The organism is Roseovarius mucosus DSM 17069, from assembly GCF_000768555.3.
Lineage (GTDB): Bacteria > Pseudomonadota > Alphaproteobacteria > Rhodobacterales > Rhodobacteraceae > Roseovarius > Roseovarius mucosus.
This window is the reverse complement of sequence record NZ_KN293975.1, coordinates 603,862-629,757: the sequence shown is the minus strand read 5'-3', so window position 1 is coordinate 629,757 and position 25,896 is coordinate 603,862. Positions and strand designations below refer to the sequence as shown.

The 25,896-nt window shown below is 63.1% G+C and carries 30 protein-coding genes and 1 pseudogene; 16 read left to right on the top strand and 15 right to left on the bottom strand.

Annotated features, from left to right (window positions below; translation table 11 throughout):
• The first annotated feature begins 23 nt into the window (after positions 1-23).
• Complete coding sequence (locus ROSMUC_RS03160; RefSeq protein ID WP_037269414.1) at positions 24-1,241, top strand: MFS transporter; 1,218 nt, start codon at positions 24-26, stop codon at positions 1,239-1,241.
• Between the two features lie 14 nt (positions 1,242-1,255).
• Entirely contained in the window at positions 1,256-1,642 is a 387-nt protein-coding gene (locus ROSMUC_RS03155; protein ID WP_037269411.1) for a hypothetical protein, read from the top strand.
• A gap of 12 nt (positions 1,643-1,654) precedes the next feature.
• Here ROSMUC_RS03155 and ROSMUC_RS03150 read toward each other — a convergent pair.
• Positions 1,655-2,528: pseudogene (locus tag ROSMUC_RS03150) on the bottom strand (NAD(P)-dependent oxidoreductase).
• Between the two features lie 98 nt (positions 2,529-2,626).
• Here ROSMUC_RS03150 and ROSMUC_RS21255 point away from each other — a divergent pair.
• The 8 genes from ROSMUC_RS21255 (at position 2,627) to grxD (ending at position 10,023) form a co-directional block, all read left to right on the top strand.
• On the top strand, positions 2,627-4,207 hold the full coding sequence (locus ROSMUC_RS21255; protein ID WP_245875100.1) for a penicillin acylase family protein: 1,581 nt from the start codon (positions 2,627-2,629) through the stop codon (positions 4,205-4,207).
• On the top strand, positions 4,198-5,106 hold the full coding sequence (locus tag ROSMUC_RS20960; protein WP_425442755.1) for a penicillin acylase family protein: 909 nt from the start codon (positions 4,198-4,200) through the stop codon (positions 5,104-5,106). Before ROSMUC_RS21255 ends, ROSMUC_RS20960 begins: the two co-directional genes overlap by 10 nt.
• 160 nt (positions 5,107-5,266) lie before the next feature.
• A complete protein-coding gene (locus ROSMUC_RS03140; protein ID WP_245875098.1) occupies positions 5,267-5,803 on the top strand; it encodes a phosphoribosylglycinamide synthetase in 537 nt (178 codons plus the stop codon).
• 178 nt (positions 5,804-5,981) lie between these two features.
• Positions 5,982-8,147 (top strand): phosphoribosylformylglycinamidine synthase subunit PurL, encoded by a 2,166-nt coding sequence (purL, locus tag ROSMUC_RS03135; RefSeq protein WP_037269407.1) that lies wholly within the window; start codon positions 5,982-5,984, stop codon positions 8,145-8,147.
• A 347-nt stretch (positions 8,148-8,494) separates the two neighbouring features.
• Positions 8,495-9,028, top strand: coding sequence for a type III secretion system chaperone family protein (locus ROSMUC_RS03130; protein ID WP_037269404.1), 534 nt, complete (start codon positions 8,495-8,497; stop codon positions 9,026-9,028).
• 150 nt (positions 9,029-9,178) lie between these two features.
• Positions 9,179-9,415, top strand: a complete 237-nt coding sequence (locus ROSMUC_RS03125; RefSeq protein WP_037269401.1) for a BolA/IbaG family iron-sulfur metabolism protein — start codon at positions 9,179-9,181, stop codon at positions 9,413-9,415.
• 5 nt (positions 9,416-9,420) lie between these two features.
• Complete coding sequence (locus tag ROSMUC_RS03120) at positions 9,421-9,639, top strand: hypothetical protein (RefSeq protein ID WP_037269398.1); 219 nt, start codon at positions 9,421-9,423, stop codon at positions 9,637-9,639.
• A gap of 21 nt (positions 9,640-9,660) precedes the next feature.
• Entirely contained in the window at positions 9,661-10,023 is a 363-nt protein-coding gene (gene grxD, locus ROSMUC_RS03115) for a Grx4 family monothiol glutaredoxin (RefSeq protein WP_037269394.1), read from the top strand.
• A 39-nt stretch (positions 10,024-10,062) separates the two neighbouring features.
• Here grxD and speB read toward each other — a convergent pair whose 3' ends face one another.
• Positions 10,063-11,028, bottom strand: a complete 966-nt coding sequence (speB, locus tag ROSMUC_RS03110) for an agmatinase (RefSeq protein ID WP_037269391.1) — start codon at positions 11,026-11,028, stop codon at positions 10,063-10,065.
• A 12-nt stretch (positions 11,029-11,040) separates the two neighbouring features.
• A complete protein-coding gene (locus ROSMUC_RS03105; RefSeq protein ID WP_037269388.1) occupies positions 11,041-12,204 on the bottom strand; it encodes a M20 aminoacylase family protein in 1,164 nt (387 codons plus the stop codon).
• Between the two features lie 62 nt (positions 12,205-12,266).
• Between ROSMUC_RS03105 and mazG the strand changes: the two genes are divergently transcribed.
• The 3 genes from mazG (at position 12,267) to ROSMUC_RS03090 (ending at position 13,937) form a co-directional block, all read left to right on the top strand.
• Positions 12,267-13,082, top strand: a complete 816-nt coding sequence (gene mazG / locus ROSMUC_RS03100; RefSeq protein ID WP_037269386.1) for a nucleoside triphosphate pyrophosphohydrolase — start codon at positions 12,267-12,269, stop codon at positions 13,080-13,082.
• 74 nt (positions 13,083-13,156) lie between these two features.
• A complete protein-coding gene (locus ROSMUC_RS03095; RefSeq protein WP_037269383.1) occupies positions 13,157-13,537 on the top strand; it encodes a DUF2237 family protein in 381 nt (126 codons plus the stop codon).
• Positions 13,538-13,541: 4 nt separating this feature from the next.
• Complete coding sequence (locus ROSMUC_RS03090) at positions 13,542-13,937, top strand: carboxymuconolactone decarboxylase family protein (RefSeq protein ID WP_037269381.1); 396 nt, start codon at positions 13,542-13,544, stop codon at positions 13,935-13,937.
• On the opposite strand, the gene ROSMUC_RS03085 is transcribed toward ROSMUC_RS03090, so the two are convergent.
• The 9 genes from ROSMUC_RS03085 to ihfB all read right to left on the bottom strand — a co-directional run bounded on the left by ROSMUC_RS03085 (position 13,904) and on the right by ihfB (position 19,105).
• Complete coding sequence (locus tag ROSMUC_RS03085) at positions 13,904-14,452, bottom strand: helix-turn-helix transcriptional regulator (RefSeq protein ID WP_052115234.1); 549 nt, start codon at positions 14,450-14,452, stop codon at positions 13,904-13,906. The two genes, ROSMUC_RS03090 and ROSMUC_RS03085, sit on opposite strands and share 34 nt — an antisense overlap.
• A gap of 21 nt (positions 14,453-14,473) precedes the next feature.
• Positions 14,474-14,920, bottom strand: a complete 447-nt coding sequence (locus ROSMUC_RS03080) for a hypothetical protein (protein ID WP_102105838.1) — start codon at positions 14,918-14,920, stop codon at positions 14,474-14,476.
• Positions 14,910-15,227: a hypothetical protein gene (locus ROSMUC_RS03075; RefSeq protein ID WP_037269892.1), complete on the bottom strand. Its 318-nt coding sequence runs from the start codon at positions 15,225-15,227 to the stop codon at positions 14,910-14,912. The genes ROSMUC_RS03080 and ROSMUC_RS03075 overlap by 11 nt, the downstream gene beginning before the upstream one ends.
• 144 nt (positions 15,228-15,371) lie before the next feature.
• The gene (gene trpB, locus ROSMUC_RS03070; RefSeq protein ID WP_037269378.1) at positions 15,372-16,595 is read right to left on the bottom strand and encodes a tryptophan synthase subunit beta; all 1,224 of its coding nucleotides are present in this window, start codon (positions 16,593-16,595) and stop codon (positions 15,372-15,374) included.
• Between the two features lie 81 nt (positions 16,596-16,676).
• Positions 16,677-17,306: a class I SAM-dependent DNA methyltransferase gene (locus ROSMUC_RS03065; RefSeq protein WP_037269375.1), complete on the bottom strand. Its 630-nt coding sequence runs from the start codon at positions 17,304-17,306 to the stop codon at positions 16,677-16,679.
• A 64-nt stretch (positions 17,307-17,370) separates the two neighbouring features.
• Complete coding sequence (locus ROSMUC_RS03060) at positions 17,371-17,829, bottom strand: GNAT family N-acetyltransferase (RefSeq protein ID WP_102105837.1); 459 nt, start codon at positions 17,827-17,829, stop codon at positions 17,371-17,373.
• Positions 17,813-18,460: a phosphoribosylanthranilate isomerase gene (locus ROSMUC_RS03055; RefSeq protein ID WP_037269373.1), complete on the bottom strand. Its 648-nt coding sequence runs from the start codon at positions 18,458-18,460 to the stop codon at positions 17,813-17,815. The genes ROSMUC_RS03060 and ROSMUC_RS03055 overlap by 17 nt, the downstream gene beginning before the upstream one ends.
• A gap of 9 nt (positions 18,461-18,469) precedes the next feature.
• Entirely contained in the window at positions 18,470-18,820 is a 351-nt protein-coding gene (locus tag ROSMUC_RS03050) for a lipopolysaccharide assembly protein LapA domain-containing protein (RefSeq protein WP_037269371.1), read from the bottom strand.
• A 3-nt stretch (positions 18,821-18,823) separates the two neighbouring features.
• Positions 18,824-19,105, bottom strand: a complete 282-nt coding sequence (ihfB, locus tag ROSMUC_RS03045; protein WP_008282380.1) for an integration host factor subunit beta — start codon at positions 19,103-19,105, stop codon at positions 18,824-18,826.
• A 319-nt stretch (positions 19,106-19,424) separates the two neighbouring features.
• Here ihfB and ROSMUC_RS03040 point away from each other — a divergent pair, with 319 nt between their 5' ends.
• From ROSMUC_RS03040 to ROSMUC_RS03030, 3 genes are read left to right on the top strand one after another with little or no spacing between them, the layout of a single operon-like run.
• The gene (locus ROSMUC_RS03040; RefSeq protein WP_037269367.1) at positions 19,425-20,366 is read left to right on the top strand and encodes a nucleoside hydrolase; all 942 of its coding nucleotides are present in this window, start codon (positions 19,425-19,427) and stop codon (positions 20,364-20,366) included.
• Positions 20,363-20,812 (top strand): GNAT family N-acetyltransferase, encoded by a 450-nt coding sequence (locus ROSMUC_RS03035; RefSeq protein ID WP_037269365.1) that lies wholly within the window; start codon positions 20,363-20,365, stop codon positions 20,810-20,812. Before ROSMUC_RS03040 ends, ROSMUC_RS03035 begins: the two co-directional genes overlap by 4 nt.
• Before the next feature lie 31 nt (positions 20,813-20,843).
• Entirely contained in the window at positions 20,844-22,265 is a 1,422-nt protein-coding gene (locus ROSMUC_RS03030; RefSeq protein ID WP_037269362.1) for a protein adenylyltransferase SelO, read from the top strand.
• A gap of 38 nt (positions 22,266-22,303) precedes the next feature.
• On the opposite strand, the gene ROSMUC_RS03025 is transcribed toward ROSMUC_RS03030, so the two are convergent.
• The 3 genes from ROSMUC_RS03025 to ROSMUC_RS03015 form a co-directional block, all read right to left on the bottom strand.
• Positions 22,304-23,587, bottom strand: a complete 1,284-nt coding sequence (locus ROSMUC_RS03025; RefSeq protein WP_102105855.1) for a DEAD/DEAH box helicase — start codon at positions 23,585-23,587, stop codon at positions 22,304-22,306.
• 550 nt (positions 23,588-24,137) lie between these two features.
• The gene (locus tag ROSMUC_RS03020) at positions 24,138-25,103 is read right to left on the bottom strand and encodes a DUF3179 domain-containing protein (RefSeq protein WP_037269359.1); all 966 of its coding nucleotides are present in this window, start codon (positions 25,101-25,103) and stop codon (positions 24,138-24,140) included.
• A gap of 90 nt (positions 25,104-25,193) precedes the next feature.
• Positions 25,194-25,895 (bottom strand): DUF4336 domain-containing protein, encoded by a 702-nt coding sequence (locus tag ROSMUC_RS03015; protein ID WP_037269358.1) that lies wholly within the window; start codon positions 25,893-25,895, stop codon positions 25,194-25,196.
• Position 25,896 lies beyond the last annotated feature (1 nt).

The window sequence follows — 25,896 nt, the reverse complement described above, 5'->3', positions numbered from 1 at the left end:
GCGACGGGTCTAGCACTTGCGCCATGACCGATACAGCCCTCCTTCCTGACGACAGCCGCGCCAAGCGCAATGTGGCCGTTCTCGTCGCCGCACAGGCGATCCTTGGCGCGCAAATGCCGATGATCTTCGTTGTGGGCGGGCTTGCCGGGCAATCTCTGGCGTCAAACATCTGCTTCGCCACCCTGCCCATATCGCTCATCGTGCTGGGCTCGATGCTGTCCGCCACGCCCATTTCGCACCTGATGCAGCGCTATGGTCGCCGCACCGGCTTTGTGATCGGCGCCTGTGCCGGGGCCATCGGCGGGGCGATTGGCGCATACGGTCTTTACACCGCCTCATTCCCGATCTTCCTGTTGGGCAGCCTGATCACCGGCACCTATATGTCGGCCCAAGGTTTTTACCGCTTTGCCGCCGCAGATACCGCCAGCGACGCTTTCCGCGCCAAGGCGATTTCCTATGTCATGGCAGGTGGCCTGCTCAGCGCCGTGATCGGCCCACAACTGGTCAAGGCCACCTCGCAGGCCATGGTGATCCCGTTCCTCGGAACCTATCTTGCGGTCATTGCCCTGAATATCGCAGGCGCGTTCCTCTTTCTGATGCTCGACATCCCGAAACCACCCGTGCCCGCCGTGGATGCCCCCCATGGCCGCACACGGATGGAACTCCTGAAAACCCCGCGCATCGCCGTGGCAGTGATCTGCGCGACGGTGTCCTACGCTTTGATGAATCTGGTGATGACGTCGACACCGCTCGCCGTGGTCGGCTGCGGCTTTGACGCGGGCAACGCGGCGGATGTGGTCACGGCGCATGTGCTGGCCATGTATATCCCCTCGTTCTTCACCGGCCACCTGATTGCCCGCTTTGGCGTGGAAAAGATCGTGGCCACCGGCCTTGTCATCCTCGCCGGTGCGGGGGCTGTGGCCCTCAACGGCGTGCAACTGGAAAACTTCTTCGTCGCCCTCATCCTCTTGGGCATCGGCTGGAACTTCGGCTTTATCGGGGCCACCACCATGCTCGCCGGGGCCCATGCGCCGCACGAGCGTGGCCGCATGCAGGGCCTCAACGACCTGATCGTCTTTGGCGGCGTGACCTTTGCCTCGCTCTCGTCAGGTGGGCTGATGAACTGCTCCGGCGGCACGCCTCAGGCCGGCTGGACGTCCGTAAACCTCGCGATGGCCCCGTTCCTGATGCTGGCGGGCGGCGCGCTGATATGGCTGACGCTGCGCCCCAAGGACGCCTGATAGAAGGGGCACATATGATACTGCAAATCTGGCAGAGCTACCGCCGCCTCCCCCTCTGGGTGCAGCTTTGGGTCGCGCTCATCCTCGTGCCGGTCAATGCCGCGTCGCTCTTCTTTATCACACAGCCCGCAGGCGCGTGGCTGGCGCTCATGGCGGTGGGCGCGATGCTCTGCAATGGTGTGCTGATGCTGGTCGAGCGCGGCTTTTCCAAGGTGATGGCCCTGCCGCATGTTCTGATCTGGACGCCGATGCTGGGGCTGATCCTGTGGCTCTTGACCCAAGACATCGCCGATGGCTTTCGGACCTATCTCCTGATCCTGCTGGCGGTCGATGTCTTTTCGCTCATCCTCGACGTCATCGACACCCGCAAATGGCTGTCAGGCGACCGCAAGATCGCCTGACGCCCTGTTTGTTCAGCCCAGCTTGCGCAAGCGCGCGAACAGGCTCGACGTATCCCAACGCCCGCCGCCCATCTTCTGCACATCCTTGTAGAACTGATCGACCAGCGCCGTCACCGGCAGGCTCGCGCCGGTCTCGTCTGCGGTGCTCAGGCAAATGCCCAGGTCCTTGCGCATCCAGTCGACCGCAAAGCCGTGGTTCCACTTGTCGTCGATCATGGTCTCATAGCGGTTCGACATCTGCCAAGATCCGGCCGCCCCCTGAGAAATGACCTCGACCACCGCGCGCCCGTCGAGCCCCGCCTTCTCAGCGAAATGCAGCGCCTCGGCCAGCCCCTGCACCAGACCGGCAATCGCGATCTGGTTGCACATCTTGGTCATCTGACCGGCCCCGCTCTCGCCGATCCGGCGGCAGAGCTTGGCATAGACCTGCATCACCGGTTCCGCCGCCGCATAAGCCGCCTCATCACCGCCGCACATGATCGAAAGCTGGCCATTCTCTGCCCCCCGCCTGACCGCCCGACACCGGCGCATCGACAAAATTCAGCCCCGCCGCCTTGGCCTCGGCGTAAAGCTCGGCCGTGACCTTCGACGACACCGTGGTGTGGTCCACGAAGATCGCCCCCGGCCCCATCCCGGCAAACGCCCCATCAGCCCCCTGACAGACCGAGCGCAGATCGTCGTCATTACCCACACAGGCCATCACGAAGTCGGCCCCCGCTGCGGCCTCGCGCGGGGTCGCGGCGTGCCGCCCGCCATGCTGGGCCGCCCATGCTTCGGCTTTGGCCGCCGTGCGGTTATAGACACAGACCTCATGTCCCGCTGCCGCCAGATGCCCCGCCATCGGATAGCCCATAACCCCGAGCCCCAGAAACGCCAGTTTTGCCATTGTCCTGTCCTCTCCCATACTGTGTGCCATTGTCTTGCCGGGGTTTTCTGACTATCCCCGGCAGGTGATGCAAGCGGAAAATAGGGCGGTGCCGGGGCATGTCAGGGGTCTTGAAATGGTTGTTGAGGTTGGCAGGCGGTGCCATCCTGCTGGCGCTGCTGGCGCTGGTCGGCACCTATTTCCTGCTGTCGCGCTCGCTGCCAGACTATGACAAGACGCTGACCGTTTCGGGCATCTCCGCCCCGGTCGAGATCGTGCGCGACAATGCCAATGTGCCGCATATTCTCGGCCAAACCGATGCCGACAGTTTCTTTGGGCTGGGCTATGCCCACGCGCAGGACCGGCTCTGGCAGATGATGACCATGCGCCGCACCGTGCAGGGGCGGCTTTCAGAGGTGTTCGGCTCCCGCACCGTCAAGATCGACAGCACCCTGCGCCGGCTCGACCTCTATACGCTCGCGCGCCAGTCGGTCGCGGCGCAGGATGCCGATACCTTGGCGGCACTCAAGGCCTATGCCGATGGCGTCAACGCCCGCCTGACCGAGATCAACCGCGAGGCTCTGGGGCGCGGTGCCCCGGAACAGTTCATTTTCAACGCCCCCATCGCCCCATGGCAACCCGCCGACTCCATCGCGCTGATCAAGCTCATGGCGGTTCAGCTTTCTTCGCATCTCGAAAACGAAGTGCTTTTTGCCCGCGCCGCTCTGGCGCTGGAAGACCCGGACCGTCTGGCGGACATCATGCCTCTTGCGCCCGGCAGCGGCATCGCCGCCCTGCCTGAATATGCCGCCCTCTTTCCCGGTGCGGACTGGTCGCGCGTCGCGCAGAGCGAACCCGAAACAGACGATCCGCTCTCGCCCTTCAAACACCGCGCCTTCGCCGGGGCCTCGAATGCCTTTGCCGCTGCTCCCTCGCGCTCGGCCTCGGGCGGGACACTTCTCGCCAATGATCCGCACCTGGGCTTTTCCGCGCCGAACATCTGGTATCTCGCCCGGCTTGACCTGAAAACCGGTGGCGTGATCGGCGGCACCATTCCCGGAATTCCCGCGATCCTGACCGGGCGCAGCGCGCGGCTGGGATGGGCCGTCACCTCGTCCTATCTCGACGATCAGGACCTTTATATCGAAGAGGTGAACCCCGACAATCCCGATGAGTACCGCACGCCGGACGGCTGGAAAGAGTTCCGCACCGCGCGCTCCATCATCGAGATCAAGGATGCCGATCCCGTCACCCTCACCCTGCGCTGGACAGACAACGGCCCCGTCCTGCCCGGCAGCCATTACGATCTGGCCGAAGTGACCCCGGCGGGCCATGTGGCCTCGCTCGCCTGGACAGCGCTCAGCCCCGAGGATACCACCATATCCTCGGCCATCGGCCTGATGCGCGCGCAGACCGTGCAAGAGGCGATCGACCTCAGCCGGCTCTATATCGCGCCCTCCCAGAACCTCACCCTTGTAGACCAGAACACCATCGCCTTGCGCCTGATCGGCGCCATGCCGCGCCGCGACGCCCGCCACGAGAGCGAGGGGGCGCATGCCCGCGCGTGGCTGGCTGCCGGAAAACCGCTGGCAGGGCATGCTGCCCTTTGCCGCCAACCCCGAATTCATCGCCCCCCTCGGGTGGCATTCTCGGCAATACCAACAACAAGGTGGTGGATCGCCCCTTTCCCATGCACGTAAGCCACCTCTGGGGGGATACGCAGCGCGTCCATCGCTGGCGCAGGCTCATGCAGGGCCGCGAAGTGCATACCCGCGACAGCTTTATCGAGGCGCAGCTGGACACCGTCAGCTTTACCGCCCGTTCGCTCTTGCCACTCATCGGCGCCGATCTTTGGTTCACCGGCGAAGCCGCCCCCGAAGGCACCCCCGAACGCCTGCGCCAAAGGGCGCTGACCATGCTGGCCGACTGGAACGGCGAGATGAACGAACATCTGCCCGAGCCGCTGATCTACGCAGCCTGGATGCGCGCGCTGATGGACCGCCTCATTCGCGACGACCTCGGCCCCCTCTCGCGCGAGTTCGACCATCCCGACCCGATCTTCATCGAACGCGTGTTCCGTAATGTCGACGGGGCCGCCGCCTGGTGCGATGTCAAGCAGTCAACGGCGGTCGAGACCTGCACCGACACCGCCCGCATGGCGCTCGACGATGCGCTGATCTGGATTTCCGAGCGCTATGGCGCGTCGCTCGAAAGCCTGCGATGGGGCGACGCGCATCAGGCCACCCATGATCATCAGGTTCTGGGCGATGTGCCGCTTCTGCGCTATTTCGTGAATATCCGCCAATCCACCTCGGGGGGCGACAACACGCTCTTGCGCGGGCGCACGCGCGGCGGCAACGGCCCGGATCCGTTCCACAACGTCCATGGCGCGGGCTATCGCGGGGTCTACGACTTTGCCGATCCCGACAGCAGCGTGTTCATCATCGCCACCGGCCAATCGGGGCATTTCCTCAGCCGCTATTACGACAACCTGTCGCAACTCTGGCGGCGTGGCGAATATATCCCCATGTCTCTCGACCCCGATCTGGCCCGCGCGGCAGCGGTGGGGATAACGATCCTTCGCCCCGAGATGCAGTAGCAGCGCCCTCCCGCGCGGTCGTCAGAGCCTGCGAGGGAAAGAATCTCAACTTTTCTCATTCCGTTTGGAACCGCGCCGTGCCTCCGGCGTTGATCTTCCAAGCGCGCATTCGGCGCGTTGATGCAATCGCAGGACTGACCCTGCAGAAACGGAGGATACTATGACGTTCCGCACACTGGCTCTTGCAACGGCCCTTACAAGCGTTTCCGCCCTGACGGCCTTGGCCGCAGACGAAGGCGGCACTGAACGGCAAGCGCAAGACAACAGCGGCGTGGATGCCATCTATGAACAAGGCGCGGACACTGCCGCACCTGCGCAGTCCGACACCTGGTCAGAGGCCACAATTGCCGAGAATGGTGACATTCACGCGCCCACCGAACTGGACCTGACAGCAAAAGACGAGCGCGAAGCCGGCAAGACCCTCGTCGAGAATATTCTGGCAGAGGCCGAAACCGGTGCAACGCTCACGTCTGTGGATGACAAGATCATCGGCGAGGTCGTGGCGCATGAAGGCGACGAGAGCACCGAGCACCTGATCTATGTCGATATCAACTCGGATGCCCAGATTCAGGCCAAGCGTATCGGCTTTGAGGCAGGCACGCTCAGCGTCGGGGAAAACGGTGGCTTGGAATATGCCATGACGCTCGAACAATTGCGCACCGCCGTGGCAGAAAAAGTCGCGACGATGACGCAGTAACGCCCCGCGTTTCACGGCGCGCTCCTCCCTCCCGGCGCGCCTATGGCCCGGCCCTCAGCGGCCGGGCCGTTTTGCTGCCATGCCCCAAAATCTCCCACAGCCGATCACGCGCCCCTTCCCCCCGCCGCGCGGGTGCTTTAAAGACCCGCGCATGCACATCCCCGAAGGAGCCCGCCCGATGCAGGAACCGTCCATCACCCCCGATCTCGTCGCGGCCCATGGCCTCAAGCCAGAGGAATACGACCGTATCCTCGAGATCATCGGGCGCGAGCCGACCTTTACCGAACTGGGCATCTTTTCGGCCATGTGGAACGAACACTGTTCCTACAAGTCGTCCAAGAAATGGTTGCGCACCCTGCCCACCACCGGCCCGCAAGTGATCTGCGGCCCAGGCGAAAATGCCGGCGTGGTCGACATTGGGGACGGTCAGGCCGTGGTCTTCAAGATGGAAAGCCACAATCACCCCTCCTATATCGAGCCGTATCAAGGGGCCGCAACCGGCGTGGGCGGCATCCTGCGCGATGTATTCACCATGGGCGCGCGCCCTATCGCCTCGATGAATTCGCTCAGCTTTGGCATGCCGTCACACCCCAAGACACGCCAGCTCGTGCATGGCGTCGTGGCGGGCGTTGGCGGTTATGGCAACTGCTTTGGCGTGCCCTGCGCGGGCGGCGAAGTGCGGTTTGACCCGGCCTATAACGGCAACTGCCTTGTGAACGCCTTTGCCGCAGGTCTGGCCAAGGCAGACAAGATTTTCTACTCCGCCGCGTCGGGCGTGGGTATGCCCGTGGTCTATCTCGGGGCCAAGACGGGACGCGACGGGGTTGGCGGTGCCACCATGGCCAGCGCCGAATTCGACGACAGCATCGAGGAAAAACGCCCCACCGTGCAGGTGGGCGACCCCTTCACCGAAAAGCGTCTGATGGAGGCCTGTCTCGAATTGATGGCCACGGGCGCAGTGATTTCCATTCAGGACATGGGTGCTGCGGGCCTCACCTGCTCTGCCGTGGAAATGGGCGACAAGGGCGGTCTGGGCGTCAAGCTGCAACTCGACGCTGTGCCGCAGCGCGAGGTGAACATGACCGCCTACGAGATGATGCTCTCGGAATCTCAGGAGCGCATGCTCATGGTCCTGCGTCCCGAGCTTGAGGCCGTGGCACGCGCGGTGTTCGAGAAATGGGACCTCGATTTCGCCATCGTCGGCGAAACCATCGCCGAAGACCGCTTTCTCATCCTGCATGGCAATGACATCAAGGCCGATCTGCCCTTGGCCACCCTCTCGGGCTCTGCCCCGGAATATGACCGGCCATGGGTGGAAACAGCGCCCGCAGTTCCGCTCGATGCGGCCAGCGTGCCGGGCGTCGATCCCATCGACGGTCTCAAGGCATTGATCGGCTCGATCAATTACTGCGCGCGGCAATGGGTCTATGAGCAATATGACACCATGGTCATGGCCGACACAGCCCGCACGCCGGGGCAAGGCGCAGGCCTCATCCGCGTGCATGGCACCGACAAACTTCTGGCCTTCACCTCCGACGTGACCCCGCGCTACGTCAAAGCCAACCCTTTCGAGGGCGGTAAACAGGCGGTGGCCGAGGCCTATCGCAATCTCTCTTCCCTGGGCGCAGTCCCGCTTGCCACAACCGACAACCTCAACTTCGGCAACCCCGAAAAACCCGAGATCATGGGGCAGTTCGTCGGCGCCATCAAAGGCATCGGCGAGGCGGTTGCCGCCCTCGACATGCCCATCGTGTCAGGCAACGTCTCGCTCTATAACGAAACCGATGGCACTGCGATCCTGCCCACGCCGACCATCGGCGCTGTGGGCATCATCCGTGACCCCGCAACCGCCATCACCGGTCAGGCGCGGGATGGGCATGTGGCGCTTGTCTTGGGCGAAACCCATGGGCATCTGGGCCAATCGGCACTTCTGGCCGAGGTGTTCAACCGGGTCGAGGGCGACGCCCCCCCCGTGGATCTGGCCGCAGAAAAACGCCACGGCGATTTCATCCGCGCCAACCATGCGCTGATCAAGGCCTGCACCGACCTTAGCGATGGGGGTCTGGCCCTCGCGGCCTTCGAGATGGCAGAGGCCGCTGGCGTGGGCGTGCAGCTCGACAGCGATGATGCCGCCACGCTTTTCGGCGAGGATCAGGCGCGCTATATCATCGCCTGCAATTTCGATCAGGCCGAGGCGCTCATGATCGCCGCAGGTCAAGCGGGCGTGCCTCTCACCTCCGTGGGGCGCTTCACCGGCGACACCGTGCGCTTGGGCAAATCCGAGGCGCCGCTGGCCGAATTGTCGGCCCTCTTCCGGGGCACTTTCGGGGCGACCTTCGGCTGAGGAGGCAGGCACATCAGGATGGCGATTTTGGCCTGTTTCTGACGTTCGCCCCAATCTCCAAAGCGCGGAATCAAGGCGCGTAGCGCCGCCGCGCAGCGCCCGTCCGCCCCCTCGGGCGGGCGCTTTTGCAAGGTCTGAACACGCTGATAACGGGGACGTACTTTACAGGCATAAAGTGCCAGCCGATGAGGTTGCTGCGCCCACCCGGCGGACGGGCCCCGCGCGGCTCATCGCATAAGCGCAACGATCCCTTAAGACCGCCCTCTCTCCCCTTCACATTATCCGGAGCCCCATGGCGCAGACACGGCCACCGTGGCAGGCTCGTGCCAGCCATGAAAGGATCGTCCATGCTCCGTCGTCTGCTTCTTGCCAGCCTTGTCCTGCTCGCCACGCCCCTCACAGCACAGGACACCCCCCCAGAGCCAGAACCCGCGATGACGCTCGACCGGCTCGATACGATCATCCGCGCCCTCGATCCGCAAGCGCAGAGCAACGGCACCGTCTGGCAGCTCAGCATCAATGACGTGCAGGTTCTCATCGTCACGGATGAAACCGCCGACCGGATGCGCGCCATGACCCCCGTGGCCAAGACCGAAGACCTTGCGCCCGAGGACCTCAGCCGCGTCCTGCAGGCCAATTTCGACACCGCTCTCGATGCGCGCTACGCCATTGCCAAGGATATTCTCTGGGCCGCCTTCATCCATCCGCTCAAACCTCTGGAAAAGGACGAATTCATCTCGGGTCTTGGTCAGGTGGTGAACCTCGCCCAGAGTTACGGCACGCTCTATTCCGGCGGCGCGCTGCAATATGGTGGCGGCGACAGCGGCGCGCTGCAACGCGCGCTCATCGACGATCTGCTCAAGAAGGGCGAGGAAATCTGAACCTCGCCAGAGGGGGGCGCTGCCCCCCACGCGCCTTGCGGCGCTCCCCCCGAGGTATTTTGCGCCAGATGAAAGGCAGGTGCCACGCTCTCTTGCACTCCTCCCGGCGGCGCTCTACATCTTGGGCAAGACCTGACAAGGAGACCACCGATGGCCATGCTCGCCTCCGATCTCGAAGCCCTGATCCGCCAGGCCCTGCCCAATGCCAAGATCACCGTCGAAGGCGACGACGGCGTGCATTTCGCCGCCGAAGTGATCGACGAGAGCTTTCGCGGCATGAATCGCGTTCAGCAGCAGCGCGCCGTCTACGCCGCGCTCAAGGGCAAGATGGACGGCCCCAATGGTGCCGTTCATGCACTCGCTTTGACGACCAAGGCACCCGACTGAGCCTGATGGAACCCCGCCTTCTCGTTGCCTTGCTGATTTTACCCTTCGCTGGAATTTTTGCCTATACGATGTGGCATGAAATCCTCCGCTATCGCCGCGACGGGCGCGCCGCCTATGGCCTTAGCTATTGCGAAGAAACCGACAGCACCCATGTAACGCTTTTGGGCGACGATGAAACCGGGTATGACCCAGAAGAGACCGACACCTCGGCCAAGGCCGATTGACAGACCGATAGGACACACATCATGACTGACGCCAAGACCCGCATCGAAGACACCGTGAAATCCGCCGATGTCGTGCTCTACATGAAGGGCACCAAGGACATGCCACAATGTGGCTTTTCCAGCCGCGTTGCGGGCGTGCTGAATTACATGGGCGTCGAGTTCAAGGACGTCAACGTCCTCGCCGATGAAGAAATCCGCCAAGGCATCAAGGACTATTCCGATTGGCCGACCATCCCGCAACTCTACGTCAAGGGCGAATTTGTGGGCGGCTGCGACATCATCACCGAAATGACGCTCTCGGGAGAACTCGACGAGCTGTTCGAAAAATCCGGCGTGTCCTTTGACAAGGATGCCGCCGAAAAAATCCGCGAAGCAAACGCCTGATCTGGTGCGGGCGGCCGGAATGACCGGCCGCCTGTCTCTTTAACCCCGACGGGTCCAGCCCCAGAGACAGAGCATTTCCATCAGAACATGCGCCCCGGCAATCGCGGTGGCCCCCGTGGTATCATAGGGCGGCGATACCTCAACCATATCGCCCCCGACCAGGTTGATGCCCGCCAGATCGCGCAGGATGATCGCTGCCTGCCCCGAGGTAAGACCACCCCAGACCGGCGTGCCGGTGCCGGGTGCAAAGGCCGGATCAAGCGCGTCAATGTCAAAGGTCATGTAGACCTGAGCATCGCCCACGATCTCTTTGATTTTACGCGCGATTTCCACCGGCCCCTCCAGATGCACCTGACGCGCGTCAAGCGTGGTAAAGCCCATCGTATCGGGATTGGTGGTGCGTATCCCCACCTGCACCGACCGCGTGACATCGACAAAGCCTTGTTTCACGGCCTTGTACATCATCGTGCCATGATCGATCCGCGTGAGGTCGTCATCGACCCAGGTATCGGAATGGGCATCGAAATGCACCACCGCCAGCGGTCCGTATTTTTCGGCATGCGCCTGTAACAGCGGCAGCGTGATATAATGGTCGCCCCCGATCGCGAAACAGGCTGCTCCCGCCTCCAGAATGCCCTTGGCATGGTCATGCAAGGCCTGAGGAAAAACTGCCACTTGCGCGTAATCAAACGCCAGATCGCCATAATCCACGATGCTCAGATGCGAGAGTGGATCATAACCATCCCAGCCGTAGGGCGGATCATAGACCTGCAGCGCGCTCGCCTCGCGCACCGCGCGCGGCCCCATGCGGGTGCCGGTCCGGTTGGTCACGGACTGGTCGAACGGCACGCCTGTGATCGCCACATCCACACCGCTGAGGTCTTTGCTGTAGCGCCGCCGCGCAAAGGACAGCGCCCCACCAAAGGTATTCTCATAGCTTAGCCCGCGCGGGTCATCGCGCGTAAATGCCTGATCTACCTGCTTTTTCGCATCTTCCAGTGCCATGCTATTCCCCTCTCAGGCAATCGGTTGCGCGCGCTCGACCAGCCGCGCGAAAAACGAGGCGCCGATTGGCGCCACCGCATCGTTGAAATTGAATCCCGGATGATGCAGCCCCGGCCCCTCGCCCTGCCCAAGAAACAGATACGACCCCGGACGCTCTTGCAGCATATAGGAAAAATCTTCGGCCCCCATCTCGCGCGGACGATCCGCGATGACGGCCCCCTCGCCCACCACCTCGCGCGCAATCTCTGCGGCAAAGGCAGTCTTGTCCGCGTCATTATAAGTGGCGGGATAGCCTAATTCGATCCGCACCTCGGCCTGCACCCCATGCGCCGCCGCTGTGCCCATGGCCACCTCGCGCAAACGCCTGTGCACCATCTGCTGCACCTCGGGCGTGAAGGTCCGGATCGTGGCGTTGATATAGGCGGTCTCGGGGATCACGTTATCGACCGTGCCGGTGTGAATCTGCGTCACCGAGATTACCAGATCATCCAGCGGATTGCGGTTGCGGCTGACAATGGTCTGAATCGCCTGCACGATGGCCACCGCCGCCACCACCGGATCAAGGCACTCATGCGGCATCGCCCCATGCCCACCCCGCCCGATCACGTCGATATGCAACGTATCCACCGCCGCCATGATCGGCCCCGGCGTGGTTTCGAACGTACCAGCAGGCGCGCCGGGCAGCGTGTGCAGCGCATAGACCTGCTCTACGCCATAGCGGCTCAGCGCGCCCTCCTCGACCATGATACGCCCGCCGCCCGGCCCCTCTTCGGCCGGTTGAAAGAGCAGCGCCACGCGCCCCGCAAAATTCCGCGTCTCCGACAGGTATTTGGCGGCCCCCAGCAACATGGTCGTATGCCCATCATGGCCGCAGGCATGCATCTTGCCCGGGATCTGGCTGGCATAGTCCAGCCCGGTGATCTCGGTCATCGGCAGCGCATCCATATCGGCGCGCAGACCAATCGTGGGCCCATCCCCCCACCCCTCGATCACCGCGATGACACCACTGGTCGCCACCCCGGTTTCGATCTGGGTGATGCCGAATTCGCGCAGGCGTTCGACCACAAAGGCGGCTGTCTGATGACAATCGAACCCAAGTTCGGGATGCGCGTGCAGATGCCTGCGCCAGGCCGTCATTTCCTCGGAAAACCCGGCAATTCGATTGATCACGGCCATCTCTGGACATCCCTTCCTTCTCGCGTCAGGGTCCACTCAACCCCAAAGACGAGGCCGCCGCAATGCCTGACGACACGCTCATTCACGATCCCCTTGGCGGATTGCCCCGCCTTATCGCCATCATGGCCCGCCTGCGTGATCCCGACACGGGCTGCCCCTGGGATATCGAGCAGGATTTCGCCACCATCGCCCCCTACACGATCGAAGAGGCCTATGAGGTGGCCGACGCGATCGAACAGGAAAACTGGCAAGAGTTGCGCGGCGAATTGGGCGATCTTCTGTTGCAGGTGGTGTTTCATTCTCAGATCGCGCAGGACCGGGGCCTGTTTGACGTTCAGGACGTGGCCAACGCCATCTCGGATAAAATGGTCGCGCGCCATCCGCATGTGTTCGGCTCCGAGAGCCGCGACAAGACCGCCGAACAGCAAACCCGCGACTGGGAGACGGTCAAGGCCGCCGAACGCGCCGCCGAGGCCAAAACCGGCACGCTCGACGGAGTGGCTCTTGGCCTGCCTGCGCTCCTGCGCGCGGTCAAGCTCCAGAAACGCGCCGCGCGCGTGGGCTTTGACTGGCCCGACTCTTCTCATGTTCTCAACAAGATACGCGAAGAAGTTGAGGAACTGCATGAAGCCGTAACCGAATTGACTCAAGACGCGGTGGAAGAGGAATTCGGCGACCTTCTCTTTGTCATGGCCAATCTCGCCCGGCACATGAAGCTCTGCCCCGAAACCGCCTTGCGCCGCGCCAATGCCAAGTTCACCCGGAGATTCGAACGGATCGAGGCGCTCTTGGCCGAACGTGGTCTGCGCCCGTCAGACTCGGATCTGGCCGAAATGGACGCGCTCTGGGATCAGGCCAAGGCCGAGGAACGCAGCTAATCCCATCCTACAACCGCTTGTAATCACGCCCAAAACCCGCCACTCTGCCGACGAATAGCAAAAGGACCGACCCAATGACGATCATGGATGAGGCCCGCAATGTTCTGGGTGAAGCTCTGGAAGCCTGCTCAACCAAGCCGCTCACCGGCTTTTTCCGCGACGGCCATTGCAACACCTGCGACGCGGATCACGGCAGCCATACGGTCTGCGCGGTGATGACCGCTGAATTTCTGGCCTTTTCCAAATATGTCGGCAACGACCTCAGCACACCGCACCCGGAATTCCAGTTTCCCGGGCTGAAACCCGGCGATCAGTGGTGCCTCTGCGCCGCGCGCTTTCTTCAGGCCCATGACGAGGGCTGCGCCCCCATGGTGCGGCTCGACGCCACCCATGTGCGCGCTCTTGAAATCGTGCCGCTCGACGTGCTGCAAGAACACGCCGCCCCGGAGAGCTGAGAGAATGGCGACCGTAACCCTGATTACCGATGCCGAGGCCAGCCCCGAGGTGCGCGCCGTGTTCGATGACATACGCACCACACGCGGATCTGATTTCATTAACAATTTCTGGCGCGCGCTGGCCCATGATCCGGCGCTCCTAGATGCCACATGGCAGCGGCTCAAAATCGTGATGGGCCCCGGCACCCTCGATTCGCTGACCAAGGAACTGATCTATATCGCCGTGTCGGTCGCCAACGGTTGCGAATACTGCGCCCATTCCCACACCGCCGCCGCACGCGCCAAGGGCATGACGCCTGAACAGCATGGCGAATTGCTCGCGGTCATCGGCATGGCCTCTCAGACCAATGCGCTCGCCACCGCCCTTCAGGTGCCGGTCGATGAGGTGTTCAAGGCCTGACGGTCCGCCAACCCAACATCGGGCACCGGCGGCAATGGCCCCTCCATCAGATCGTCGATAAAGAGGCTCAAGAGCTGCGCGCGGCTGTTCACGCCAGCCTTGCGATATATCGCCGTGCTCTGCGCCTTGACCGTCCCCTCCGAGGTGTTGCGCAACGTGGCAATATCGCTGGAGGATACGCCCTTTATGGCAAAAAGCGCCACGTCACGCTCTGCCGGGGTCAGCCCCCATGCCGTAAATCGCTCTTCCAGCACCGCCATAAAGGCCCCCGAGGCCAGTCGCAGATCGGACTCCGCCTTGTCGCGCCGCCGCGCCGACAGCACCATGAGCCGCGCCGTCACAATGACCCCGATCACAAGCCCAAAGGCCGCGCCAATCTCGATGAACTCATAAAGCTGCCAGTTGATCGGCGTGACGCGCAGACCAAAGAGATTGGCCAGAATGTCATATAGAAAAAAGAACGCGCAGGCGAGTTGCACCGCAAAAAGCAGGATATACCCCGCCCGCGCCCTCATGCGCCCAATCCTCGGCAGGTCTTAGTCATCGTCCTTCTTTCGCCGTTTGTCGTCGTCACTGTCGAGCAGGTAATCGTCCTTGCCTTTGCGCTTACGCTTACGCTTACGCTTACCGTCGTCGCCGTCGTCAATGTCGGTCCAGTAATCGCGCAGGATCGCCCCCGTCGCGGGGTTGAGGATGATCTCGCGCCGCGTGTCATCCTCACGAGCGATGATCTGGACCCGCCCCAAGAGCGTCGTCGTGACCGCGATGTCCTCAAACCCCTGTCCCCGCAGCTGCGCCACGATCCGATCGGCGGCGGTCTGTGCGCCCGCAGGCACGGCAAGGACAATTGCGGTTGCGGTCAAAGCGGTCAGAATCAAGCGACGCATGGCACCCTCAGGCAAGAGCAAGGCCCGCACGCGAAACCGCGCGCAGGCCGGATAGCCGCCAGACTGGCGGCTGGACCCGTTTCGGTCAATCGTCATCGCGCTTGTCACGTCCGACAAAATCGCGATCCCGGCTGCGATACTTGACCCCAACCGAGATGTCATCGTCATACTCGGCGCTCTCGATTTCGCGCTTGAGCACGGCGCCGGTGGTGCTGTCATAGACCACTTCCAGCTTTTCAGCACCGCGTATCGCCTCGATCTTGGTCTGGGTCCGCCCGGTCTTGACCTCGATCCGGTCATACCCCTCGGCCTGCAGCGCGGTGACCTCCGTGTCGATCAAGGGGCTGGCCTCAGCCATGACGGGCAAAAGGGCAACAAGCGCGGCATAAACGATAGGTTTCATAAGCAATCTCCACTGGTGTCTATCACTGAACCGGCGGCGGCATGCCCCCGGATAAACTCAGATTGACCCCAAGCAAAAGCCCCGGCCACTGGACCGGGGCTTAAATACGCCACCATAAACCATGGTTTATGCCGTGAACGCGCCTCAGATCTTCATGTCAAAGCCCAGATGCTTGGCGACCGTGAATATATCCTTGTCGCCACGCCCACACATATTCATCACCAAGAGGTGATCCTTGGGCAGGGTCGGCGCGATCTTCATCACATGGGCCAAGGCATGGCTCGGCTCCAGCGCCGGGATGATCCCCTCCTGCGCACAGCAGAGCTGGAACGCTTCCAGCGCCTCGGTGTCGGTGATCGACACATATTTGGCACGCCCCGTCTCATGCAGCCAGCTGTGTTCCGGCCCAATGCCCGGATAATCCAGACCTGCCGAAATCGAATGTCCCTCAAGGATCTGCCCATCGGCATCCTGCAAGAGATATGTGCGATTGCCGTGCAACACGCCGGGCCGCCCGCCGGTCAGGCTTGCGCAATGCTCCATACGGTCGTCAACACCATGCCCCCCGGCCTCGACCCCGATGATATTGACGCTCGGATCATCCAGGAACGGATAGAACAGCCCCATCGCATTCGACCCGCCGCCAATCGCTGCAATCAGAGTGTCGGGCAGACGCCCTTCTGCGGCTTGCATCTGCTCTTTGGTTTCCTTGCCGATGATCGACTGGAAATCTCGCACCATCGCCGGGTAGGGATGCGGCCCGGCCACCGTGCCGATGCAATAGAAGGTGTCGCGCACATTCGTGACCCAATCGCGCAGCGCGTCGTTCATCGCATCCTTGAGCGTACCACGCCCGCTTGTCACCGGCACCACCTCGGCACCGAGCAAACGCATCCGGAACACATTGGGCGCCTGCCGCTCGACATCATGTGCGCCCATGTAGACCACGCATTGCAGCCCGAACTTGGCGCAAACGGTCGCCGTCGCGACCCCATGCTGACCCGCACCGGTTTCCGCAATGATCCGTTTCTTGCCCATCCGGCGGGCAAGGATGATCTGCCCCAGCACATTGTTGATCTTGTGCGCGCCGGTGTGGTTCAGCTCATCCCGCTTGAGGTAAATCTTGGCCCCGCCCAGATGCTGCGTCAGCCGGTCGGCATAATAGAGCGGCGAGGGGCGGCCGACATAATGCGTCCACAGATCGTGCATCTCGTCCCAGAACGATGGATCGGTCTTGGCATGCTCATACTGCTCTTCCAGTTCCAGAATGAGCGGCATCAGGGTTTCCGACACGAACCGCCCGCCGAAATCGCCGAACCGGCCCTTTTCGTCGGGGCCAGTCATAAAGCTGTTGAAGAGATCGTTCATTGTCTCGGGCCTTTGTCATTCGGGAAAGTCTGAGGATGAATATGGGACGCGCAGGGGATTTTCCAGCGAAAAGCGGGGCAATCAGAGGCGGCGGATCACATAGAGCCGCGACCACAGGTCCGGTTCAGCCAGAAGAAAGGGCAAGAACGGCTCTGACCGCTGCGCGATATGGATTTGGCCACTATCCACCAGCGATTCCAGCACCGATTGAAACCCCTGCGCCTTCCAGGTCGCCTCCAGTAGGTTAAATACCCCAATACCGCCGGGGCGTGTCACACGGGTCAGATGAATGAGGCTCTCCGCCGGGGCATGTCCGGGACCAAAGGCCCCGACACAGACGAACCCGGCAAAGCTGTCATCGGCAAAGGGCAGACCGCTGCCCATCTCCGCTTCGACCAGATCGGCGTAATGCCCCGTTGTCTGCGCCGCGGCCAGCATGCCGGGTGAGAGATCGCAGCCAGTGATCGGCCCGTAACCCAGAGTTCGCAGGCTCTCGGCCACCAGCCCAGTGCCACAGGCGGCATCCAGCACTGGGCCTTCGCTGGTTCCCATGAACCGCGCAAACATCGCGGCCCCGAGGCCCGGCAATCGAAACCCCCGCGCCAGATTATCGGCGTCATAGCTCAGCGCCCAATCATTATAGATCGCGCGGGATTGCTCAGGCGTCTTCGCCCCATACACATCGCTCAGATCCTCGGGATCACGGGTCATCACAGCCTCTCTTCGCTCTTTCACAAAGCATCCGTTGCGGGTTCGGGCCTGTCAACCGGAACGCCTAATCCAAGGCCCGCTTGAAACCGACATGCGACGCCGTATAGCCAAGGCTTTCATAAAATCTGCGGCTCTCGGTGCGGGTTTCATTCATTGTCAGTTGGATCAAGCGGCATCCGGCAGCACGCGCGCGCGCCTCGACATCCGCGAACATGAGATGCCCCAATCCCTGCCCACGCAGATGCCTTGCAATCCGCACGCTTTCCACCTGCGCCCGACGCGCCGCCAAAAGCGACAGCCCACTGATCATCGTGATTTGATAGGTGGCCAAAACCGCGCCCTGCGCGTCAACACCCACAATGAGGTGATTGTTGCCCTCGGCCTGCATGGCGTCAAAGGCGGTCAGATACTCGTCCGTATCCCCCAGTTCCCGCCCCCGCCCCAGCACATCGTCGCGCAAAAGCGCAACCACCTGCGCAACCTCATCACGGCGCGCCTCGCGAAATTCAAGCACCTTGGGCATTGCGGATAAACGCGCGGATCAGATCCGAATCCTTTATCCCCGGCGCGGCCTCGACCCCACTTGAGACATCAAGTTGGCGTGCGCCCGTGCGCGCCACCGCCAGGGCCACATTGTCCGGGTTCAGCCCCCCTGCCAAAAGCCATGGCAATTCCCAGTCGCGCCCCGCGATCAAACCCCAGTCAAAGGCCAGCGCATTGCCGCCCGGTCGTGTCGCCCCCGGTGGTGGCTTGGCGTCGATCAAAAGCTGATCGGCCACACCGCTATAAGCGTCGATCTGCGCCAGATCCGCCGCTTCGGCGATCCCGATGGCCTTGATCACCGGCAACCCATAACGCGATTTGACCGCTGCCACCCGCGCCGGGCTCTCATGCCCATGCAATTGCAGGAAATCGAGCGGCACCTGATCCGTCAGCGCATCGAGCGTGGCGTCATCAGCATCCACCGTCAGCGCCACCTTGGCCACCCCCGGCGGCACGCTCAAGGCAAGCGCTCGCGCCTGCGTCAGCCCCACATTACGCGGCGATTTCTCGAAGAACACGAACCCGACATAGGCCGCACCCGCCTCAATCGCCGCCGACACGTCAGCGGCGGCGGTCAGGCCGCAAATCTTGACGCGAATATCTCTGGTCATGCGTGCAGGTTAGCTCGCCTGATCAAGAAGCGCCAGAACCTCATCCTTGCCCTGATGCCGCTCGCCTTTCAGACGCTTGATCTCGGCCCGCAAACTGGCCAGTTCCCGCGCCTGCCGCGCCGCTGCTGCCCGCTCGCCCGCCTCGCGAATCCATTCCCATATGAACCCGACAATCAAACCCATCAGGATGCCGCCAAAGATCACGATGAAAAGCGGCAGATCATAGGTCGGATTGAGCGCGGCAAACCCCGCCAATTCATCGGGCAACACCCGCAAGGTCACGACCCCGCGATTGGCCAGCGCGATCAGGACCAGCGCAAGGGCGAAAATGGCAATCGAAGCATAGCGGATATAGCGCATGGATTACTTTCCGTTGAGCCGGTCACGCAAGAGCTTGCCGGTCTTGAAAAAGGGCACGTTTTTCTCTTCAACATGCACGCTTTCGCCGGTGCGTGGATTGCGACCTGTGCGCGCATCCCGCTTTTTCACCGAGAATGCACCAAAGCCGCGCAATTCGACGCGGTTGCCCTCGGCCAGCGCATCGGTGATTTCGTTGAAGATGGTATTGACGATACGCTCGACGTCGCGCTGATAAAGATGCGGGTTCTCGTCGGCGATTTTCTGTATCAGTTCCGATCGGATCATCGGTGGTCTCTCCCCCGGCCTTATTGTTTGTAACTTTGTGGCAGTTGGGGGGGACTATAGCCAGAATGCTGCGAAACCCAAACAGAAAGCCGAGGCAAGAGGCGGAAATCTATGCGGTTTTTTGCTGACCGCGGGCGATTTCCCCGCCCTGCCCTCACCCGGCGACGACACTTCACGGGCGCGGCCTTGATGCTGCGTCGCGGCATCAGCGCCGCGCGGGTGTTGATTCGGATCGGCGGCCACGCGCCTCCGCACGACGCCACTGGTGGACATTTCGCCACATCCGCCCCATGGTGCGCCGGGCACCGTGAGGACAGGCATGACGGCACGACAGATCATCATAGACACCGATCCCGGTCAGGATGATGCGGTCGCGATCCTCTTTGCCCTCGCCTGCCCCGAGGCGCTCGACGTGCTGGGCCTGACCTGCGTGGCAGGCAACGTGCCGCTCGCCCTGACCACGCGCAACGCGCGCAAGATCTGCGAATTGGCAGGTCGCCCCGATCTGCCGGTCTTCGCCGGGTGCGACCGCCCCCTTGGCCGCGCGCTGATCACGGCAGAGCATGTGCATGGCCGCTCTGGCCTTGATGGCCCCGACCTGCCCGAACCGACCATGCCGCTACAGGATCGGCACGCCGTCGAGTTTCTGATCGACACCCTGCGCGCGCGCCCCTCTGGTACGGTTACACTGGTGCCCATCGGCCCTCTCACCAATATCGCCACCGCCTTTCGGCGCGCCCCCGACATCATCGCGCGCGTTCAGGAAATCGTGCTCATGGGTGGCGCGCACGCGGCGCATGGCAATGTGACACCGGCGGCGGAGTTCAACATCCATGTCGATCCCGAGGCTGCCGCCTGCGTTCTCGCCTCCGGTGCACCGTTCACGATGCTGCCGCTCGATGTGACTCACAAGACCCTCGTCACCCCCTCCCGCAATGCCGCCTTTCACGCCCTCGGCACGCCCGTGGGGGCGGCGGTTGGCGCGCTCACCGGGTTCTATGAACGCTACCACCCCGAGCGCCACGGCACCGACGGCGCGCCGCTGCACGACCCCTGCACGATTGGCTGGCTCTTGCGCCCTGATCTCTTCACCGCCCGCCGCGTCAATGTGGAAATCGAGACCGGATCCGAGTTGACCATGGGCATGACCGTGGTGGATTGGTGGGGGGTCACCAAACGCCCCGCCAATGCCACATTCATCCACGATATTCGCGCGCAGGATTTCTTTGACCTGCTCACTGAAAGGCTCTCGCGCCTATGACCACCGCCCTCAGCCTCGCCCGGCCCGATGATCTGGACCGGCTTTTGCCGCTGGTCGCCGCCTTTCACGACGAAGCCGGCATTGTCCAGTCCGACAGCACCCGCCGTGCCGCGCTTTTGCCCATGCTCGAAGGCAGCCCGCATGGCGTAACCTATTTGATCGGACCGGGGCGCGCGCCCATCGGCTATATCGTCATCAGCTTTGGCTGGTCGGTCGAATTCGGCGGGCTCGATGGCTATGTCGATGAATTCTACATCCGCCCCGGTGTGCGCGGGCGCGGAATCGGCTCTGAGGTGATGGTCAGCCTGCCCAAGGCTCTTGCCGGTGCCGGGCTAAAGGCCCTGCATCTCGAAGTCCGGCGCGACAATGAAAAGGTGCGCGCCCTCTATCGCAAACTGCGGTTCGAGCCGCGCGATGCCTACAGCCTCATGACCTGCGCGCTCTAGACTTTTCCGCGCTTGACCCTAGGTAAACTACATGACCCGACTGATACCGTTCCAAAACAGCTACGCCAATTTGCCCGCGCGGTTCTACACGCAGCAAGCGGCCCTGCCCGTGCGTGCCCCACACCTGATCCGCTTCAACCGGGATCTGGCCGCCGAACTGGGCATCTCCGAGGCCAGCGAAACCGAGCTTGCCAATATCTTTTCCGGCAATCAGGTGCCCGAGGGTGCCTGCCCCTTGGCCCAGGTCTACGCCGGTCATCAGTTCGGGGGCTTCTCGCCGCAACTGGGCGATGGGCGCGCGCTCCTGTTGGGCGAGGTGATTGACCGCAACGGCCAGCGCCGCGACATCCAGCTCAAGGGCTCTGGCCCGACCCCCTATAGCCGGATGGGCGATGGGCGCGCATGGCTTGGCCCGGTCCTGCGCGAATATGTGGTGTCCGAGGCCATGCACGCCCTTGGCCTGCCCACCACCCGCGCCCTCGCCGCCACACTGACCGGCGAGCCGGTTTATCGCGAGGCGGGCGGCCTGCCTGGCGCGGTGTTGACCCGCGTGGCCGCCAGCCATCTGCGCGTCGGAACCTTCCAGTTCTTCGCAGCCCGCCGCGATCTCGACGGGTTGCGCACCCTCTACGACTATACCGTCGCGCGGCACTATCCCCATGTCGAAGGCCCAGCGCATCTCTTGGCCGAGGTGATCCGCGCCCAAGCGCGGCTGGTGGCGGGCTGGCTTTCCATCGGCTTTATCCATGGGGTGATGAATACTGACAACACAACCATTTCCGGCGAAACCATCGACTATGGCCCCTGCGCCTTCATGGATGTCTACCATCCACAGACCGTGTTCAGTTCGATTGATACGCGCGGGCGCTATGCCTATGACAATCAGGCGCATGTGATCGTCTGGAACATGGCGCAACTGGCGACGGCGCTGGTGCCCCTCATGCCCGATCAGGACGAGGCGATCGAGGATTTCACCGCGCTCGTTCATGCCATGCCCGACCAGATCGAGGTCGAATGGCGCCGCGCCTTTGGCCGCAAGATCGGCATTGCCGAGGCGACGGCCGAAGATGCCGCCCTCATCGCCGATCTGCTCGCACGGATGGCCGAGGGGCGGGCGGATTTCACCAATACCTTCCGGGGGCTTCTTGATGGCACAGCGCGCGATCAGTTCATCGATCGCGCAGCCTTTGATACATGGGAGCCGCTCTGGCGCGCCCGCATCGCGCGGGAACCAGACCCAGAGGCGGTGATGCGCGCCGCCAATCCGGCCTTCATCCCCCGCAATCATCGGGTTGAACAAATGATCGAGGCCGCCGTTGCGGGTGATTACGCGCCTTTCGAGCGGTTGCTCGACGTCTTGGCACGCCCCTACACGGATCAGCCAGACGCGGATGATCTCAAACGCCCGCCGACACCGGCGGAGGTGGTCGAAAACACATTCTGCGGCACATGAAAAACGCCGGGGAATGACCCCCGGCGCCTTTGTGTCGATCAGGCCGCGTTCGACCGCGCGCCGCCGCCGCCGCCAGGCTTGCGCCGACGACCGCCACCGGCCCCCGGCTTGCCCTGCTGGCCGCCTCCGTTGAAGCCACCGCCACCACTGCGTCGGCGCGGTCCACCGCGCCCCGCCGCGGGCTTGGGCGATTTCGGATCGGGCAGCACTTCCCAAGGACGGCCCGAGGCCACCGGGATCGTCGTGCCCAACACCTTTTGAATATCCTTCAACTCGCCCATCTCGTCAGGCGCGCAAAAGGCAATCGCCGCCCCGTCCCGGCCCGCTCGCGCGGTCCGGCCAATCCGGTGAACATAGTTGTCGGGTACATTCGGCAACTCGTAATTATAGACGTGTTTGACGTCGGGAATATCAAGGCCCCGCGCCGCCACATCGGTCGCCACAAGGATCTTGACTTGTCCATCACGGAACGCCTTGAGCGCGCGCTCGCGCTGACCCTGGCTCTTGTTGCCATGGATCGCCGCCACGCTGTACCCGGCCTGTTCCAGCCGCTTGGCCAGCTTGTCCGATCCGTGCTTGGTGCGACCAAAGACCAGCGCCAATTCGTTTTTGTGCTTGGCCAACATCTCGATCAGCAGGTCGGGCTTGGCCGCCTTGGCGACAAAATGCACCTCCTGCGTGACCTTATCGGCGGCCTTGCCCGGCGGGCTGACCTGCACCCGCTTGGGATTCTTGAGGTAGCTACCGGCCAGCTCTTCCATCTGCTTGGGCATGGTGGCCGAAAAGAGCATCGTCTGACGCTCTGCCGCCAAGAGACCCGCGATCCGGCGCAGCGCATGGATAAAGCCCAGATCAAGCATCTGGTCCGCCTCGTCCAGCACAAGGAAGTGCGCCGCATCCAGACGCACCGCGCGCCGGTCGATGAGGTCAAGCAACCGGCCCGGTGTCGCCACCAGGATATCGGTGCCCTGTTCCAGCCGCTTGATCTGCGGATTGATCGAGGCACCGCCCACAACAAGGTTGATCTTGATCGGGCTGTCCTTGACCAGCGGCAACAACGCATCGCGGATCTGGCTTGCCAGTTCCCGCGTGGGCGCAAGGATCAGGCTGCGGATGGTCTTGGGCGCGGGCTTGCCCGGTGCCTCCATCAGCGCTGTGATCAGCGGCAGGCCAAAGGCCATGGTCTTGCCAGTGCCGGTCTGCGCAAGGCCCAGAACGTCAAACCCGTTCAGCGCATGCGGAATGGCATGGGTCTGGATCGGGGTCGGCTCCGTGATGCCTGCGGTGGCCAGCTTGCGCACCAATGCAGCAGGCAGGCCCATTTCGTCAAATAGGTTCAAGTCGTATCCTTTCAGGGGCGCGAGGACATCCCGCAGCCCGTCACAGGCGGTGATAGCCACCGCCCGGTCGTCGTGGTTTCACCAACCAGCAGCCAAGGGACCGCATGCCCCCTGCACTCTGACAGGTGTTTGGCCCCACGCGTGATTTTGGGATCATCCGCGACATTTCATAAGATACGCCCGTTTGGGCAGTGCTGCTCACGCGGCAGGAAACGTCGGTTGAGTGCGATATGGAGGCCCCGCGCGCAGAAGTCAAGCGCAGCGTCCCGTTTTGCCCCACACCCCTCGGGTGTGTTGCCTCTGTCATCCTCGGGCTCGACCCGAGGACCTCATGCCCGAAATGCCCCCCCGCGCGAATAGCACCGAAGGTGCCGCGCGGATCGCTGGGCCGTCCCGCGGACCAGCGATTTGGTGAGGGAGCGCCTCACGGTAAGGTCACAAGGGCTTTGCTGGCACAAAGTGGCAACCACAACTGTTGCTTCGCTGGTCCCCGGCCCAGCGACCGCGCGGCTTCTCAGCGCTTCATGCCCCCTCACCGCACCATCCAAACCCCGTCAGGCCAGAACGCATGAAAGGCAAAGGCGAACATCACATCATGCGGCACATCGCGCCCCTGCCCGTCGCGCACCCGCACCGTGCCCACGTCGCGGCCTTTGGCAATGGTCCCGTGATCCAGCGCCGAGGCTTGGCCCGCCTCCCAGCTGATCCTCATCCCTGCCTCCGTCACACCACCCTCTGCCCGAACCCGCGTCAAGGGCCAGGCCCGGTTGCCCACCCGCACCACCCGCTCGAGCGGCGGAATTCCATGCGGCGGGTTCTCGCCGTTGTAGAGAAACGGCCGCGCCGAAGTATCATAGCCCCGATAGGGATTGCGCCCGTAGGACCGATTATAGGCCGGCTCGTCCATCACCAAACCATCCGGATTGCGCGCGCGGAACTGATCCCAGCTTTCCATCCAGCTTGGCACCTGCTTGAGCGTGGTGCCCGTCAGATCGCCCACGATAGCCTCGCCGATCGCCTGTTGCCACCAGCTTTGGGTCTCGCGGTCATACATGACCATATCCGAATGACGCAGCTTGCCCGACACGCCGAATGTGAGCACCCCCCGCGCCGTGCGCCGGTCAAATGTCATGCCTGAATTGCACAAGGGACAGAAGGCGACAGCGACCGGCACGCCCCCCACCGTGTCATTCACGATCTCATGCCAGGTGAGGTAGCGAATTGGGTAGGCGCGCGGCTGTGTTCCGGGGATTTCCAGCGTGATCACCGGCTCTAAGCCCGCAATCCGCCTCTCCGTGGATGCTTTGCGGTATTTTGGCCCGGTTATGGCCGGGATTCCATCCTTGGGCGGCCCGCCCGACATGATCTCGGACCAGTCGCGCACCGTGGTCTTGTCGAAATTCGTTTGCGGCCATTCCGCCCGCCAAGACCGGGGATCGGCATGGGCCAACGAGGCAATCAGCATCAGGGATGTCAGCAGGGCAAGGAAACGGGGCATGGCGGATCCTGTCGTGGCATCGGGTCTGCACCAAGAATGCGGAAGGCACAGGATTCGAACCAGCCCACCCCACGCGATTGTGACCCTGCGTCAGCCGCGCCGCGCCTCGCTCAGCGCCCGGTCCCACAGCCGGTCCCGCATCAGGCGACGAAAGGCGCGCTTGACCTCGCCACTGGCGTCGCGCGTGTAGCACCGCCCATGGGTCAGGATCAGCCGCTCGGGGCCCCAGTCCAGCACCTGCTCGACCAGATCCCCCACCGCCTTGCGCCCGCCCAGACGCCCCGCCAGGCCCAAGGGCGGTTTGCCATCGCTGTCGTCGATCCCCGCCAGCCAGACCAGCGGGCGCATCCAGACGGGCAAAGGCGCGGTCTCCACCGCGATGATGAGCCGTGAGAGGATCGCAGAACGGCTGGCCTGATGCAGAAAGACAACCTCGGTCTGCGCCCCCTCCAGCACGAGCGGCCTGATCTCGCCCGCCCAAGAGGCGGTTTTCACCTCTGCCCCGCGCCAGATCCGCGCGCCGGGATAGGCCGCCTGCCAATCGCCGAGATGCGGCAATTCCGGAGCATGGGGCAGCACGATATGCGCCACGCGCCCGCGTGTCTCGAGCCAATCGCGCAGCCCGTCGGTCAAGACCCCCGGCGCATGCACCCAGAGCGTACCGCCTGACAGCTCGATCACGACCGTGCGCAGCGGCATCGCAACGCCGCCACGCCAGATCACAGGGCCGCCCGCCACCCCCCAAACCCCTTGGGCCAGAGGCTCCGGGACGAGTGTGGGGGCAGCCCCCATG